This window comes from Alphaproteobacteria bacterium, assembly GCA_040905865.1.
Classification (GTDB): Bacteria; Pseudomonadota; Alphaproteobacteria; order UBA8366.
Map to the genome: position 1 here is coordinate 1 of JBBDQU010000085.1, position 16,100 is coordinate 16,100.

Sequence of the window (16,100 nt, forward strand, 5' to 3'; positions counted from 1 at the left end):
GAGAATTGAATCACGACCGCGCGACGCTGGGAAGGGTTTTTCCGCAGCCTGCTAGACCGGAGATCGCGATGGGAATCGCCCCTGGCGATCCAACCACCACTTGTCAGTTTCAGTCCCGGTGATCATACTGTTTTGTATGGATCAATTAGGTAAATTCGCCGGCGGCAATGCCAGGGGCAGCAAGGGAACGCTGGGGTGCGACCATCCGGGCTGCGCCGGCGCGGCGACGCATCGGGCGCCGAAATACCCTGGTGTCCCGGACGACCACTACTGGTTCTGCCTGGACCATGTCCGCGAATACAACAGCAAATGGAACTATTATGCCGGCATGACGGACGGGCAGGTCGAACAGGAAATCCGTAACGATACGGTGTGGCGACGCCCGACATGGCCGCTTGGCGGCAGGGCCGCGAATGGCGGTTGTCATGCGCGCATGAACTTCCGAGACGATTTCAACGTCTTCGAGGCCGCGGCCGGCGCGCGGCGGCAGCAGAAGCAATCCGGCGATGCCGCCCCCGAACCGGCGGCGCATATCCGCCATGCGCTTAGAATCATGGCGATTGAGCCGCCAGTAACCTTGACCGAATTGAAGTCGCGTTATAAGGAATTGGTCAAACGGTTACATCCTGATGCAAACGGCGGCGATAGGGTGGCGGAGGACAAATTGAAGGATATCAATCAGGCCTATGCCACAATTAAGAAATTCCTTGCAGCCTAGCATTTCATTATCGCTACTTAAACGACTGGATTCATGTAAATGAGCACGACTGACAGCCCGGCCCGGGCCCACGAACTTGACGCGCCCGATACCAAGGTGTCCGTCCGCGAAGTATTTGGTCTGGATACCGACATGATTGTCCCGGCATTCTCGTCCGGCTCCGATTATGTCCCTGACCTGGACGATACCTACGTATTTGATTATGAAACGACGATGGCAATCCTGGCGGGGTTCAGCCACAATCGCCGTGTGATGATCCAGGGCTATCACGGCACGGGCAAGTCCACGCATATCGAACAGGTTGCCGCCCGGCTGAACTGGCCGTGCGTGCGGGTCAATCTGGACAGCCATATCAGCCGTATCGACCTGCTGGGCAAGGACGCAATCGTCCTGCGCGACGGCATGCAGGTAACCGAATTCCGCGAAGGGATCCTGCCCTGGGCGCTGCAGGGTCCCTGCGCCCTGTGTTTCGATGAATATGACGCAGGCCGTCCGGATGTCATGTTCGTGATCCAGCGTATTCTGGAAATCGACGGCAAGCTGACGCTGCTGGATCAAAGCCGGATCATCCGGCCGCACAAGTATTTTCGCCTGTTCTCCACCGCGAACACAGTCGGTCTCGGCGATACGACCGGGCTGTATCACGGCACGCAGCAGATCAACCAGGGCCAGATGGACCGCTGGAACATCGTGACGACGCTGAACTACCTCGATCACGAGGTCGAGGAGCAAATCGTCCTCGCGAAGCTGCCGACATATAACACACCGGAAGGCCGTCAGATGATCGAGAAAATGGTCGCTCTGGCCGACCTGACCCGGTCCGGCTTCATCGGCGGCGATATTTCAACCGTCATGTCGCCCCGGACCGTCCTCACCTGGGCCGAGAACGCGGATATCTTCGCCGATATAGGCTTTGCCTTCCGCGTCACGTTCCTCAACAAATGCGACGAAACGGAACGCTCGGTCGTCGCCGAGTATTATCAGCGGTGTTTCGGAACGGACCTGCCGGAAGCCGGCGTCATGAAAGCAGCGAGTTGACGATACGCCCATGAGCGAGGCCGAACCCCCAATTGAAAGTTTCAAACGCGCGGTCGCGGCCTGTTTTCGTGCCGTCGCGGATGATTCCGAAGTCGACGTTTCCTTCACGGCCGAACCGCCGGGCGTCATCGGCAAGCGCGCGCGCCTGCCGTTTCCGAGCCGGAACCTGCCGCCGGAGGAAGTCGCACAGGTTCGGGGCGAAGCCGATGCGCTGGCGCTCAAGCTGCGTCACCATGACCCCGCAATTCATGCCAGGGCCATGCCCGGCGGCGATACGGCACCCGCCATTTTCGAAATGCTGGAACAGGCCCGGATCGAGGCAATCGGCGCCAAGCGCATGTCCGGCCTGAACGCCAATATCGCCGCGTCGCTGGAAGACCGCTATCGCCGCGCCGGCCTGCACCGGGTTACCGAACGCAATGACGCCACCATGCCGGAAGCCGTCCGGCTGATGGCGCGGCAGCTTTTTACAGGTTCCGAACCACCCCCTGCCGCCCAGGCGGTCTTCGAGCAATGGGAATCGGAACTCCGGGAAAAAATCGGGGCGGACCTGGAAGAACTGAGTCACGTCATCGACAATCAGGCGGAGTACAGCCGGGCCGCGCGCCAGCTGATCCAGGATCTCGACATCGAGATCGGCGTCGAGCAGGATTCAGAGGACAGTGAATCGGGAGACGACGAATCGGACGAGGACTCGGTACAGTCCGAATCCGAGGATGAAGGCGGCGATCCCTCGGATGCGGCGGGCGAAGCCGGCGGCGATTCCAGCGAGGCCGAAGGCGGCGACGAGGAAGACGGCGATACCAACCCGGAAGATTCCGACGGCGAAATGATGCCGGCCGACGGCAGCGAGGAACCAGGCGATCCCGGCAAGCGCTGGCGGCCCGAACACGACCTGTCGAATGTGCCCCGCGAACCGTTCTACGGCGCCTATACCGAAACCTATGACGAAGTCGTCTTGGCCGAAACGCTTTGCGACCCGGAAGAACTGTCGCGTCTGCGGCAGCTTCTCGACCAGCAGCTGGCCCAGTTGCAGGGGTTGATCGGGCGGCTGGCCAACCGGCTGCAGCGCCGTCTTCTGGCGAAGCAGACCCGGTCATGGGACTTCAATCTGGAAGAAGGGCTGCTGGACACGGCGCGACTGGTGCGGGTCATCACCAATCCGATGCATCCGCTTTCCTTCAAGCTGGAGCAGGAAACCGATTTCCGGGATACCGTGGTCACCCTGCTGATCGACAATTCGGGATCGATGCGCGGCCGGCCGATCACCATCGCGGCGATGAGCGCCGACGTCCTGTCGCGGACGCTGGAGCGCTGCGGCGTGAAGGTCGAGGTCCTGGGCTTTACCACGCGCGCCTGGAAGGGCGGCCAGTCGCGTGAGCAATGGATCGCCGACGGCAAGCGGCCCAATCCCGGCCGGCTGAACGACCTGCGCCATATCATCTACAAGGCCGCGGATTCGCCCTGGCGGCGGGCGCGCAAGAATCTTGGCCTGATGCTGCGCGAAGGGCTGCTGAAGGAGAATATCGACGGCGAGGCGCTGCTCTGGGCGCATGACCGGTTGCTGGCGCGTCCCGAACAGCGCCGCATCCTGATGGTCATCTCCGATGGCGCGCCGGTGGACGATTCGACACTGTCGGTCAATCCGGGGAATTACCTGGAACGGCACCTGCGCGACGTGATCGAATATATCGAGACCCGGTCGCCCGTCGAACTGATCGCCATCGGTATCGGGCATGACGTTACGCGGTATTACCGGCGCGCGGTCACTATCGTCGATGTCGAGCAACTGGGCGGCACCATGATGGAAAAACTGGCCGAACTGTTCGACGAGGAATCGGCCCGCGCCCAGGAGCCCCGCGCCCGCACCCGCACCCGGTCGACGCGCCGTTAGATCAGATCGTGATTGCGGGCTTCAACGAAATCGGACGGAAAGCGAAGGATCAGCCGGCGTTAGCCGTCGCCCGCTCGATACGCTTCTTGATGCGCTGCGCTTCGGGCGGCAGCTTGCGGTTCGATGTGCCGAGCAGGAAGGCGTCAATGCCGCCATTCTTTTCAATGGTCCGGATCGCGCCCGTGCTGAGGCGCATCTTGACGGACTGGCCCAGCGCATCGCTCAACAGGGACGTCAGCTGCAGGTTGGGCAGAAACCGCCGGCGCGTCTTGTTATGGGCATGGCTGACATTATTGCCGGCCTGAACGCCCTTACCCGTGATCGTGCAGCGTCGTGACATAATAAAACCCTCAATAAAATTCAGGCTCCACGCGGGTTTCCCGCGAGAGCGGCGCTTTTTACGGTACTAATTGAGCCCCGTCAAGGCAGCGCGTCAATTTATCCTGTTCCCAGAAACGCTTCCAGCAGGCGGCGCGCCGCATGGGCCGGCGTGATTTCACCCCGGGCGACCCGGTCTTCCATCTGGCGCCGCAACGAATCGACGCCCGGATGGGCGCGCAGCGCGTCCAGCAGCCGGCCGCTGACCTCCGACCACAGCCAGGCCTTCGCCTGGCTTGCCCGGCGCGCCGCGATTTCGCCGCTGGCGCCCAGGGCGGCGCGGTAGACCGCCACCAGGTCCCAGGCCCGGTCGATACCCGCGCCGGTCAGCGCGGAACAGCTTTCCACCGGCACCTGCCAGTTTGCCGAAGCCGGCCGCAGGAGATGGATGGCGTTGCGGTAATCGGATACCGTATGGCGGGCCGCCGTTTCGAACGCGCCGTCCGCCTTGTTGACCAGGACAATATCGGCAAGTTCGACAATCCCCTTTTTCATACCCTGCAATTCGTCGCCGCCCGACGGCGACAACAGCAGCAGGAACAGGTCCGTCATCTCTTTCACGGCGGTTTCGGACTGGCCGACCCCGACCGTTTCGACGATCACGACATCATAGCCTGCCGCCTCGCACACGGAGATCGTCTCGCGGGTATAGCGCGTGACGCCGCCCAGCGTGGCGCCCGCGGGCGATGGCCGGATAAAGGCGTCGGCATGACGCCCCAGCGTTTCCATGCGGGTCTTGTCGCCGAGTATCGAGCCGCCGCTCAGGGTCGACGACGGATCCACCGCCAGAACGGCGACCCGGCGCCCCTGCCCGATGGCGTGGATCCCGAAGGCTTCGATGAAGGTAGACTTGCCGACGCCGGGGACGCCGGAAATGCCGATCCGGATCGATTCCACCCGGTGCGGCAGCAATGCTTCAAGCAGTCGTTCCGCCAGCGGCCGGTCATCGGCGCGCTGCGATTCTATCAGCGTGATCGCCCGGCCCAGGGCACGGCGGTCACCATCGCGAACACGCCGCGCCAGATCGCCGGGCCCGTCCGCCGCCGCGTTACGTGTCATTGTCACCGAATGCCTTGTTTGCCGCCCTGTCGATTCTGGCGCGGACATCGTCGTCGAGCTTTTCATATTCAGCGCGGCGCCGCCGAAAAATGGTCATGGCGTTATTGATCAACGCTTCGCGCTCCGGATCGGTCGCGGGTGTTCTTTCTGACTCCGCCTCCACGCCGCCAGCCGCCGCCCGCACGTCCGTTGCCCGCTGCTGCAGACGCCTTGCCCTCCTGCGTCCGGCGCGGCCTTTCCTGTCGATAAAGAGACGTTCCAGCAACCAGCCAATCATTGCGGCGAATGCTCCCGTTCATACAAGTATTTTCGCCATCATCACCTCGTCGACAAATCCCCCGTCGACGAACATGGAATCGCGCTTCACGCCCTCCTCGACATATCCCATGCGCCCGTAGAGCGCCCGGGCGCGCGTGTTAGACGCCATAACCGTCAGCTCCAGCCGCCGCAGCCGGCGGCGGCGCGCAAACGCTTCCATTTCCCGCATCAGTGATGCACCAAGGCCGCGGCCGGAATGCGCCTGCAGGACGCCGACGCCAAGCGTCGCGGAAAGCCTGTTGCGCTGAAAATCGCCAGCGGTGACGACCGCCTCGCCCACGGCCGTCTCACCCTGCCAGACGCCTAACAGCAGGTAATGCGGCCGCGCGCTGAAATTTTCGATGATCGCGCGCATTTCGTCCACCGAGCGCGCCCGTTCGCCGGGGGACCGAAGGAAAAAGCTGCTTTCCGCGAGGAGTTGCTCGCCAAACCGGTACAGCGCCGGCGCATCGTCCGCCACTGCGCGCCGCATGGCATAGCCTTCCGCGACCGCCCGGGCGCTATTCGTCGCGGCCCAGGGCACGGCACAACAGGATGTACAGCTTCCCCACATCGGCGGTCATGAACGTGGAGTGCAGCAGGTTTTCCGGATCCGACCCCTGCGCCTCTCCCAGCAACCGGTCGAACTGGTCGACATAGCGCATGACGTAGTAGCGCATGTCGGGATTGGTCCGGATCTTCTCCGTGATGCCGGCGGTCACGGTTGTGGGTTTACCCCGCAGCAGCGCGCGGGTAAAGACGCCGCGGTCGCCCCGCACATAGCGCTTCCAGTCCGCTTCCGGCACCTCGCTGTGCAGCACGCGCGTCAGGTCGATGGCCGTGGAATCCAGATCCTCGACAATAAACCGCGCGGTCTTCAGAAACAGGTCGCGCCGCAGGGTCTGTTCCGCGTCGGCAAGGCTGCGCGCCTGTTCCGCCGCATCGGCCGAAGCCTGCGTCAGACGCACCGCCTGCTGGTCGAATACCTGGCCGGCGCGATCCGCCTTGCGGACCGCCTCGTCAAGCGCCGTGACAATATCGCGGCTGCCGCCCTGGACCTTTTCCGCGACGCCTTCGAAGGTCGTCCGCGCCCTGGCCGCCGCATCCACCATGACCGGTCCCTGCTTCGCCAGCGATTCCATGGCGTCGCGCAACTGCTTTTCGGCCGCTTCGCTGGTCCTGCCCAGCGTTTCCGTCTGCTGGCGGTACGTCGCCGACAATTCTGAAAGGCGCGCCGCGACCTGATCCGACGCGCCGGTCAGATTGCCCGTCTGCTGCGCGAAGGCATCGCCGATCAGTTGCATGTTCCGCGCCGCCTCGGCGGCCGACCGGGACAGTTCCTCGGCCTGGATACGCAGGCCTTCCCGATTGTCGTCCACCTGCAGCCCCGCCTGCATGGATGCCGTCGTCAGGCGCTCGCTCTGTTCATTGAATCGCTCGCCGACATCCCGTAGCAGCCGCAGCGCCGTCTGGACCGCTTCGTTGAGGCCCCCGGATTCGCTGTGAAAGGCGCGTCCGGCCTCCATGATCCGCTTGATGACCTGATCCGCGACGGCAACCAGCTGGTCGACCTGCTGCGCCAGCGTCTGGCCGATTTCCTCCGTCCGGGCGCCGGCATTTTCCGAGGCCCTGTTCAACAGCAGCGCCTGTTCGTCGACGGACAGTCCGATTGCCTTGACCTGGTCGTTGAGATTAGCCACCAGTTCGTGCAGCGCCTGGTTGTCCTCGCGCAGGCTTTCGCGAATACGCTGGGCTGTCTTGACGGCCTGATCGGAGGAATCCGCCAGTTCCTTGGTCTGATGGCGAATGGCGTCGCGGATTTCCCGCACCTGATGCGACGCGTGATCCGACGCCGAGCGCAGGTCATGGCTCTGTTTCTGCAGCAAATCGCCGACCGAGCGCGCCTGCCCGGCCGCCCAGTCCGCCGATTCGCGCAGGGCCTGGGCCTGGGTGCGCAACTGATCGCGGATATTCTGCGCATGGGTCGCGGCCGGTTCGAAGGCTTCGCCGACCTTCCGGCTGCCGTCGCGCAATACGGCGCGCATTTCCTCGGTCCGCGCGCCGAGCATGGTTTCGATCTGCTGGGCCTGTTCCGACGCCCGCTCCGACATCGACGTCAGGGCGCCGACCTGGCGCTCCAGCGCTTCGCGAACCGCATCCGCCCGGATGGCCGCGAGGTCGGAAGCCTTGGAAACCTCGCTGGCCTGGGCGCGCAGCGCCTCGCCCATGGCGCCGACCTTCTGCGCCGCCAGTTCGCCCGCGCGGGTCAATTGCTGGCCCTGGCGCACCGATGCGTTATCGACCGCGTTGGCCTGACTGGCCAGGCTCGTCGCGACCTCCGCCAGTTCCGCGCCCTGCGCGGCCAGCGATTCGCGAATGCTCTCGGTATGCGTGGACGCGCGGTCCGCCGTCTGGGTGATATCGTTCACCTGCTGGTGCATGGCCGCCATCAGTTCATTGGCATCCGTCATCATGCGCTCGATCATGGTCGACAGGTCGTCGGACCGGCGCGACAACCCCTCGTCGATGCGCGACAGGATCGTGTTCGTCGCCTCGCGCAGGCTGATGCCAAGCTTGTCGACACGCGCGGTCGACACGTTAATCATTTCGTCCACCGCCGATTCATGCTTGCCCAGCGCCGTTTGCAGGGTCGCCTGCAGGGCGCTGCCGTGGCGGCTGAGCGCATTGCCCAGCCGGTCGATTTCCTCCCCGGTGCGGGCCGCCACATTGGTGAGCGCATGGGCCTGGATATCGAAGGACTCCTTCAGGCGTTCCGTCACCCGCGCCGTCTGCTGTCGCAGTTCGACGGAAATGTCGTGCGCCCTGGCCGCAGCCAGTTCGCCCGCCGCATTGAGGTCCGAAGCGCCCTTGCCCAGCGTTTCGCCGATGGCGGTGGAGCGCGACGCCGCCGTTTCCGCGGCATGGGACATCGTCTCGGTATATTCGCGGAACAGCGCGCCCATATCCTTGACCTTGTCGGCGGCGCGGTCGGATGCGTTATCCAGCTGTCCCGCCATGTCGCGCAGCGTCCTGGCGATCTCTTCGGACTTTTCCACCGAACGGCGATGGACGGTCGAAAGCTCCACCGTCTGCCGGTCGGTAATTTCGCGCACCGCCGTCTGCTGCGATTCGAACCGGTCGGCCAGCATCGACAGGGCGCTGGCCTGTTCCGACAGGATGCTGCGAAGCTCCGTGACCTCGCTGGCGGCATGATCCGTCGCGTCGTTCAGCGCGCCGGTGTTCCGCGCCATTACATCGGCGACCTCGCTCAACTGGATCGCCGCGCGGTCGCTGGCGCGGTTCAGCGCCTCCGTCTGCTCCCGCAGCAGGTCCGCCACGGTCCTGATGCGGGAATCCGCGTCTTCCGCCGGGTAGGTCAGCAGGGCGAGCTGCCGGCGCAGTGTTTCGGTGTGGTGCCGCAGCTCCAGGTTCGGCCGCACGAAGACCAGCACGAGCCACAGAAAGGCCAGCGGGACGGAAACCCCGGCGATCAGCGCCGCCAGCTCATGCGGCAGCATCGCGCCCAGGAAGGCCCAGCCGAGATACGACTGCACATACCAGGCGGACAGGCCGAGCCAGAGCCCGGAGACCGCCGCGCCCGCGCCGAACAACCGCCGCGAATACCGCGCGGCGCGCGCCGCGACAACGGCGAAATCCTCGCCCGGAGCGGTCTGCACATGGCGCCCGGAACGGGGCAGTTCGGTGACGTTGGCCGGCATGCCGTAAACCTACGCTTATTCAGAAAAAAGATAAACGCATCTCGATACCGCCCCTGCGTCTCGCGAATTCAGGCCGCTTCGCGGCGCCGGCGGATGAGCTGGATGATCTCGCGCGCGGCGACGGGGATGTTCGTGCCGGGACCGTAGATCGCGGCGACGCCCAGTGCCTTCAACTCGTCGTAGTCCTTCGGCGGGATCACCCCGCCGCAGACCACGAGGATATCCTCCGCGCCCAGTTCCTTCAGCCCGTCAATCAGGGCCGGCACCAGCGTCCGGTGCCCCGCCGCCTGCGACGACACGCCGATGATATGCACGTCGTTTTCGACCGCCTGCCGCGCCGCTTCGTCGGGCGTCTGGAACAGGGGGCCGATATCCACGTCGAACCCGATATCGGCAAAGGCGGTGGCGATGATCTTCGCGCCACGGTCATGGCCGTCCTGGCCCAGCTTGACCACCAGCATGCGCGGCCGGCGGCCTTCCTCGGCGGCGAAGCCTTCGACTGCCGTCCGGATTTCGGCGAAGGCGGCATCGTGGTCGTATGCGGCGCCATACACGCCGGAAATAGCCCTGATTTCGGCGCGATGGCGGGTGAACGTTTTTTCCAGCGCATCCGATATCTCGCCGACCGTGGCGCGGGCGCGCGCCGCATCGACCGATAGCGCCAGCAGGTTGCCCGTCCCGGCGGCCGCCGCATCGCCGAGCGCCTGGAGCGTTTCCTGGCAGCGGGCCTCGTCGCGGGTTTCGCGCACCGTCTTCAGGCGGCGAATCTGCGCCTCGCGCACCGCCGTATTGTCGATGTTCAGGATTTCGACCTCGTCCTGCGCCGCCGCCCGGTACCTGTTGACGCCGACGATGACTTCCTCGCCACGGTCGATTCGGGCCTGACGGCGCGCCGCCGATTCCTCGATCCGCAGTTTCGGGACGCCCGCGACCACAGCCTTGGTCATGCCGCCCAGTTCCTCGACCTCGTCGATGATCCGGCGGGCCTCTTCGATCAGGCTCGCGGTGAGGCTTTCCACATAGTAACTGCCGGCCAGCGGATCGATCACCTTCGTGATGCCGGTTTCCTCCTGCAGCACGAGCTGGGTATTCCGGGCGATCCGCGAGGAAAACTCGCTCGGCAGGGCCAGCGCCTCGTCGAACGCGTTGGTGTGCAGCGACTGGGTGCCGCCCAGGCCGGCCGCCATCGCCTCGACGGTGGTGCGGATGATGTTGTTGTAGGGATCCTGCGCCGTCAGCGACACGCCCGATGTCTGGCAATGGGTGCGCAGCATCAGGGATTTCTCGTCCTTCGGCTGGAACAGGTCCTGCATCAGGGTCGCCCAGAGCACGCGCGCGGCCCGTAGCTTGGCGATTTCCATGAAGAAATTCATGCCGATGCAGAAAAAGAAGGACAGCCGCGGCGCAAAGGCGTCCACGTCCAGCCCCTTCGACAGCGCGACGCGGACATATTCGATGCCGTCGGCAATGGTGTAGGCGAGTTCCTGCACGCAGGTCGCGCCTGCTTCCTGCATGTGATAGCCGGAAATCGAGATCGAATTGAAGCGCGGCATGTTCTGCGCCGTGTATTCGATAATGTCGGCGACGATCCGCATCGAGGGTTCGGGCGGGTAGATATAGGTGTTGCGGACCATGAATTCCTTCAGCACGTCGTTCTGGATGGTGCCGCTGAGTTTTTCCAGGGGGACGCCCTGTTCCTCGCCGGCGACGATAAAGCTGGCCAGCACCGGCAGCACCGCGCCGTTCATGGTCATGGAAACCGACATCCGGTCGAGCGGGATACCGTCGAACAGGATTTTCATATCCTCGACCGAATCGATGGCGACCCCGGCCTTGCCGACATCGCCGATCACGCGGGGGTGGTCGCTGTCATAGCCGCGATGGGTGGCGAGGTCGAAGGCGATGGACAGGCCTTTCTGCCCGGCCTCCAGATTTCGCCGGTAATAGGCGTTGGATTCCTCCGCCGTCGAAAACCCGGAATACTGGCGGACCGTCCAGGGCCGCGCCGCATACATCGTGGCGCGCGGACCGCGCAGGAAGGGCGCCAGCCCGGGCAGGGAATCAAGGTCTCCCAGCAATTCAAGGTCGGCGGCCGTGTAGAGCGGCTTGACCTCGATTCCCTCGAGCGTCCGCCAGGTCAGGTCGTCGGGGTTGCCGCCGCGCAACTCGCGTTCCGCCGCTGCCCGCCATTCATCCAGCGTCTTCTTCGGAAAATCAGCCATGGTTCCGCCACCAATCCATTCCGGTTTCCCGACTTATATCGGCGATACGGGTTAAGTGTCCAATAACGGTTCCGGGCGGAGAGCGTTCCGCCGCCGCCCCTTGCATTAAAAAGACCGTAGCCCGGGCAGTCAGGTACCGCACGGGCGGCGAAAAACGCTACCAGCAGAAGCGCGGCATGACGTAGCTGGGGGTCTGGCCTTCGAGTTCGCAGACCGCGCGGAGTTTTTCCGGATCGACCGAACCGCCGTCGACGAGTCCGAGGACCTTGCCGTGAATGCCGCCGGCAATCAGCAGCGAATCGATGCCGGCGCGGTTGGCGCCGCCGATATCGTGATAGAGCGAATCGCCGATGGCGAGGGCCGGCCGCGCATCCGGTTCAAGGGCGAAACACCGCTGATAGACCGGCGCATAGGGCTTGCCCCGGTAATCGACCCGGCCGCCCAGTTCAAGGTAGCGGCGCGCGGTTGTCCCCGGACAGATCGAAAAGCTGCCATCGGGAGCGACGCTGACGAAATCGGGGTTGGCGCAGACCATCGGCAGGTCGTGCGCCGCCGCTTCGATCAGATAGGGGTCGTAATCGCTCATATCCGCGGTCCCTGTCCGCGTACCCGCATTCAGGATGAAATCCGCCTCCGCGATGCTGTCCACCTCGGTCAGGCCCAGACCCTGCATGATGTCGCGGTCGTCATCCCATGTGAAGACAACGCATTTCCGGCCGAGGTCCCGGTAAAAGGGTTCGTTGCGCGCGTTCAGCGCCTGCCAGACCTCCTCGCCGGAGGTCACGCAGTGATCGTAGCAGTCCGGGGCGATCCCCATTTCCGCCATGCGGCGCGTACTGACGGACAGGCGCTTGGCCGAATTGGACAGGATGACGATCTTCTTGCCCCTGGCGCGCAATTCGCGCAGCGTTTCCACCGCGCCGTCATGCAGCGATTCGCCATTGTGGAGCACGCCCCACTGGTCGATCAGAAACAGGGCGTAGCGGTTCGCGACCGCCGCCAGACCTTCAAGATGTCCGATACTCATGCGCTGATCTGTGCGTCCTCGACGAAAGCGGGTGGCGGATCCTTGCTGAGCCGCGGCTCACCAAACAGGTAGCCCTGCCCGAAATCAATACTGAATTCGAGCAATTCCACCAATTCCGGTTCGCTTTCGACTTTCTCGGCAATCAGGTCGATGCCGGCTTCGTCCATGGTCTGCTTCAGTACCCGGACGCCGCCCAGCGCCATCCGCTCCTGCGCGATGTTCAGCAGCTTCTTCCCTTCTATCTTGATGAACTGGACGCCCTGCCGGGCAAGGCTGCCCAGGTTGAAGTCGAGTTCCGTGACCTGATCCATGGACAGGCGGTAGCCGGCGTTCGCCAGCCGCCGCAGGTCGCCGGCGGCCTCGTCCGTCAATTCGCCAATATCCCGCTGGGAAAGCTCCAGCACGAGACAGGGCGCCAGGTCCGGGCAATTCTCCAGGTATTCGATGAATTCGGGAAAGAAGGACCGGTCGGCGATCGTGTGGGGCGACACATTGCAGAAGAACGCCGTCGAATAATTCTGCCGCTGCGTCTTGCGCAACAGCTGAACGCAGCGGAACAGGAGCATGTTGTCGATTGCCGTTATCAGGTCGTTCTGCCTGGCGATAGCGATATACTGTTCCGGCAGGATCATCGTGCCGTCCGCCGCCCGGATGCGGCTGAAGCATTCATAATAGCGCCGCTTGCGTTGCGGCAGGCTGACAATCGGCTGCAGGTAAAGGTCGATGCGGTCCTGGCGCAGCCCGTCGCGGACGATGTCGATCACGGCGCCTTCGTCGAGGGCGTTGACGGCCCGGAATTTCTGCGCCGTGACGCTGGCGAGGTGCACCGCCGCCGCGGAGCGTTCTTCCGGCGGCGCATCGACGGAAAGGATACGTTCGCGCACCGCGGCATCCGACCCCTGGTCGGAGTAGAGCTGTTCGACCAGCGAATGCAGCACCTTCACCTCCGCCGCGACCTCGCGAATCCCGACGCCGTCGGCATCCGGCCCCATATGCCCGGCGCGCTCCAGCGCCTCGTAGATCCGGCGCACCTCGTCGCGCGCCCGCGACAGGTCGTCCTTGTTCTGGTTATACGCCTTGCGCAGCAGGTTCAGGCGCCGCACCAGCCGCCGGTAACTGTGCCGGCGGGACATGATTTCGTGCAGCAGGCCGCAGCACACGAACACGGCGAGGCCGAAGGCCGCCGCCGTCCACGGCGCCAGCCCCGGCACGAAACGCGGCAACCCGAAGGCAACCAGCGCGGCCGCCACCGCATATAGCACTGCTAAAACAAGATGCACCGCGATAGACACATATCTGCCTTTCCGTCACGCGCGTCCTGAAGAACGGCGGCACGGCAAACCTACGCCCAGATGGTGATATGAGCAAGCCTCAGGCCTACTACCGGTGGTCTGCGCCAACGGCCTGCGTCACGGAATCAAAGCCGCCATCGCGCAGCAATCCGGCGAGTTCCCGCTTGATCCCGGGCAGGATGTCCGGCCCGCGAAGCGCCAGCGCGGTATAGACCTGCACGAGCGACGCCCCGGCGCGAATCTTGGCGTAGGCGCCGGCGCCATCCGCCACGCCGCCCGCGCCGATCAGGGGAATCGCGCCGCCCGTCAGCCGGTACATTTCCGCCAGCAGCGCGGTAGAGGGGGCAAACAGCGGCGCGCCGCTGAGGCCGCCCGCTTCGGCCCGGCGCCGGCTTTTCAGGGAAGCCGGGCGTTCGATGGTCGTGTTGGAAATGATCAGGCCGTCGACATGCGATTCCATCGCGACAGCGGCGATATCCCGCTTGTCGTCAGCCGTGAGGTCGGGGGCGATCTTCACCAGTAACGGCCGCGTTTCGCCGCCAGAGCCTTCGGTCGCGGCGACACGCACCATCGAAACAAGCTGCAGCAGCTGGGCGCGGTCCTGCAGGGCGCGCAGCCCGGGCGTATTGGGCGACGAAACATTGATCACCAGGTAATCGGAAACCGGCGCCAGCCGGCAGGCCGCCGCCGCGTAATCCGCCAGCGCATCCGCGCTTTCCCTGTTGCGGCCGATATTGGCGCCGACGATCCCCGCCCCGCGCGCCGCCAGCCGTTCCGCCGCGGCGGCGATACCCTTGCTGTTGAATCCGTAGCGGTTGATGACCGCACCGTCTTTCGGCAGACGGAAAACGCGCGGCCGGTCATTGCCGGGCTGCGGCTTCGGGGTCACCGTCCCGATTTCGACGAACCCGAACCCCATGCGCAGCGCGCCGCGACAGGCTTCCGCGTCCTTGTCGAACCCGGCCGCGAGACCTATCGGGTTTGGGAATTCCAGGCCCCAGAGCCGCGTCGCCAGGATCGGGTCATCCGCACCAACCTGCCGGGGTCCGAGGCCCTGCCGCAGCGCCCAGACCGCGAGGCGATGCGCCCGCTCCGGGTCAAGGCCGCGGAGCAGCGAAAAAGCCAGTCCGGCAATACTCATCCGTCAGTTGCCCCGCCCGATCGTTCGCGGCGGAGATTCGGCGATGGCACCCGCGAACGCAAGCGCCGATATGGCGCAACAGGGAAAAATCCGTCCCGATGTCACAGGATGTCGTTATAGAACAGGTGGCGGCCGACCCAGGCCGACGGCGCATGGCCCGCCGCCCAGCGCGGCGAAACGTGGTTGGCGTGGTAATGCGTCGCCTGCCCGGTGCAGTCGCCCAGCGATCCAGCGACCGCGCGGCGCGCGATCCGCAGGCAGCATTCGAAACCGGGATCCGGCGGCACGACGAGGAGCAGCTTCGGCCAGTTGGCGTCGGTGCTGTTCCAGCAGCTGAACTGCCGCGGTTTCAGGCATATTTCCGCGACGCTGTCGCCCCACCAGTACCCGCCCTTCGCACGGGACCGCGCAAGGCGGTTCATGACCACGGCCGCGACCGCTTCCTGTCCGCGCACGGATTCGCCCCTGGCCTCGCCCCATATGGTCCGGGCCAGAAGATCCACGGCATGGGTATGGGCATGGGAATGGGCTTGGGCCGGGGCATGGACGTCCGGCACGGCCGCTGCCGCCGCCGTCATACCCGTTCTCCCGGCGGGGCGGTTTGCCGGTCGAGCTTGGCTTCGATGCGCTGCAGATGGAGGGTCAGGCGGCGCTCGACATCCTTCAGGCAGTCGATCGAAGCGTAGCTCCGGGCGACGTCCAGCTTGTAGGCGGCGACATTATCCCGCAGCTGCGACACGGTCTGGTCGGTATGGTGCTGGTGCGCCGTCAGGGCTGCGTCGCTTTCGCGGCGCGTCCGCCAGAGGAACCAGAACATGCCGCCCAGGACGGGCAGTTCGACGGCGCTTATCCAGTTGATGAGATCGATATTCCAGGCGTTCGCCATGGATGGGTACTCCCTGTCAGGCGCGCCGGACCGGCGCGTTGTGAACATGAAAAAGCCGCCCGGAGGCGGCGTGGTGCCTTGCGAATTCGGGTTTCCGGTATCGGCTATCCGTCAGGCGTCCCTTCCGGGGATGCGAACCGGCTGCCACCCCGTGCCGGAAGCGACGAGGCAGGCCGGGCCGCCCGGAAGCGTCACCAGGATCGTCCAGCTTCCGGAACCGGATACGAAGATTTCCATCAGCGCGCCGGCCGACGTCACCGCCTCGATGCTGCGGTGTTCGCCAAACTGCCGTTCCAGCCCGGCAACGAATCCGTCCCGGTCGCCGCACAATGCCCGACCGGCCGCCGGTCCCGGCAGGGCCATGCCGGCCGCCGCGACGGCGATTGCCGCCATGATCGCGTTTCGCATTCTCTGTCTCCTTGCTGTGTC

15 protein-coding genes are annotated in these 16,100 nt (G+C 64.8%); 3 read left to right on the forward strand and 12 right to left on the reverse strand.

Features of this window, described 5'->3' with window-relative positions; translation table 11 throughout:
• The first annotated feature begins 136 nt into the window (after nucleotides 1–136).
• The 3 genes from WD767_19975 to cobT are packed head-to-tail and all read left to right on the forward strand — an operon-like array spanning nucleotide 137 to nucleotide 3,650.
• Nucleotides 137–718 carry a J domain-containing protein gene (locus WD767_19975; GenBank protein MEX2618369.1) on the forward strand — a complete coding sequence of 194 codons (582 nt, stop codon included), beginning with the start codon at nucleotides 137–139 and terminating at the stop codon, nucleotides 716–718.
• Between the two features lie 39 nt (nucleotides 719–757).
• Nucleotides 758–1,756 carry a cobaltochelatase subunit CobS gene (cobS, locus tag WD767_19980; GenBank protein ID MEX2618370.1) on the forward strand — a complete coding sequence of 333 codons (999 nt, stop codon included), beginning with the start codon at nucleotides 758–760 and terminating at the stop codon, nucleotides 1,754–1,756.
• Between the two features lie 10 nt (nucleotides 1,757–1,766).
• The gene (gene cobT / locus WD767_19985; GenBank protein ID MEX2618371.1) at nucleotides 1,767–3,650 is read left to right on the forward strand and encodes a cobaltochelatase subunit CobT; all 1,884 of its coding nucleotides are present in this window, start codon (nucleotides 1,767–1,769) and stop codon (nucleotides 3,648–3,650) included.
• Nucleotides 3,651–3,699: 49 nt separating this feature from the next.
• On the opposite strand, the gene rpmB is transcribed toward cobT, so the two are convergent.
• The 12 genes from rpmB to WD767_20045 form a co-directional block, all read right to left on the reverse strand.
• Complete coding sequence (gene rpmB, locus WD767_19990) at nucleotides 3,700–3,990, reverse strand: 50S ribosomal protein L28 (GenBank protein ID MEX2618372.1); 291 nt, start codon at nucleotides 3,988–3,990, stop codon at nucleotides 3,700–3,702.
• A gap of 98 nt (nucleotides 3,991–4,088) precedes the next feature.
• The gene (gene meaB, locus WD767_19995) at nucleotides 4,089–5,087 is read right to left on the reverse strand and encodes a methylmalonyl Co-A mutase-associated GTPase MeaB (GenBank protein MEX2618373.1); all 999 of its coding nucleotides are present in this window, start codon (nucleotides 5,085–5,087) and stop codon (nucleotides 4,089–4,091) included.
• The gene (locus tag WD767_20000) at nucleotides 5,077–5,364 is read right to left on the reverse strand and encodes a hypothetical protein (GenBank protein MEX2618374.1); all 288 of its coding nucleotides are present in this window, start codon (nucleotides 5,362–5,364) and stop codon (nucleotides 5,077–5,079) included. The genes meaB and WD767_20000 overlap by 11 nt, the downstream gene beginning before the upstream one ends.
• 18 nt (nucleotides 5,365–5,382) lie before the next feature.
• Nucleotides 5,383–5,877 carry a GNAT family protein gene (locus WD767_20005; GenBank protein ID MEX2618375.1) on the reverse strand — a complete coding sequence of 165 codons (495 nt, stop codon included), beginning with the start codon at nucleotides 5,875–5,877 and terminating at the stop codon, nucleotides 5,383–5,385.
• Nucleotides 5,878–5,905: 28 nt separating this feature from the next.
• Nucleotides 5,906–9,103, reverse strand: coding sequence for a hypothetical protein (locus tag WD767_20010; protein ID MEX2618376.1), 3,198 nt, complete (start codon nucleotides 9,101–9,103; stop codon nucleotides 5,906–5,908).
• 68 nt (nucleotides 9,104–9,171) lie between these two features.
• Entirely contained in the window at nucleotides 9,172–11,325 is a 2,154-nt protein-coding gene (gene scpA, locus WD767_20015; GenBank protein MEX2618377.1) for a methylmalonyl-CoA mutase, read from the reverse strand.
• A 157-nt stretch (nucleotides 11,326–11,482) separates the two neighbouring features.
• The gene (locus tag WD767_20020) at nucleotides 11,483–12,352 is read right to left on the reverse strand and encodes a TIGR01459 family HAD-type hydrolase (GenBank protein ID MEX2618378.1); all 870 of its coding nucleotides are present in this window, start codon (nucleotides 12,350–12,352) and stop codon (nucleotides 11,483–11,485) included.
• Nucleotides 12,349–13,644 carry an EAL domain-containing protein gene (locus tag WD767_20025; protein ID MEX2618379.1) on the reverse strand — a complete coding sequence of 432 codons (1,296 nt, stop codon included), beginning with the start codon at nucleotides 13,642–13,644 and terminating at the stop codon, nucleotides 12,349–12,351. Before WD767_20025 ends, WD767_20020 begins: the two co-directional genes overlap by 4 nt.
• An 88-nt stretch (nucleotides 13,645–13,732) precedes the next feature.
• A complete protein-coding gene (locus WD767_20030) occupies nucleotides 13,733–14,785 on the reverse strand; it encodes a quinone-dependent dihydroorotate dehydrogenase (protein ID MEX2618380.1) in 1,053 nt (350 codons plus the stop codon).
• A 101-nt stretch (nucleotides 14,786–14,886) separates the two neighbouring features.
• The gene (locus tag WD767_20035; GenBank protein MEX2618381.1) at nucleotides 14,887–15,363 is read right to left on the reverse strand and encodes a cell wall hydrolase; all 477 of its coding nucleotides are present in this window, start codon (nucleotides 15,361–15,363) and stop codon (nucleotides 14,887–14,889) included.
• Entirely contained in the window at nucleotides 15,360–15,671 is a 312-nt protein-coding gene (locus WD767_20040; protein ID MEX2618382.1) for a hypothetical protein, read from the reverse strand. The genes WD767_20035 and WD767_20040 overlap by 4 nt, the downstream gene beginning before the upstream one ends.
• A 111-nt stretch (nucleotides 15,672–15,782) precedes the next feature.
• Nucleotides 15,783–16,079 (reverse strand): hypothetical protein, encoded by a 297-nt coding sequence (locus WD767_20045; protein MEX2618383.1) that lies wholly within the window; start codon nucleotides 16,077–16,079, stop codon nucleotides 15,783–15,785.
• Between the last annotated feature and the right edge of the window lie 21 nt (nucleotides 16,080–16,100).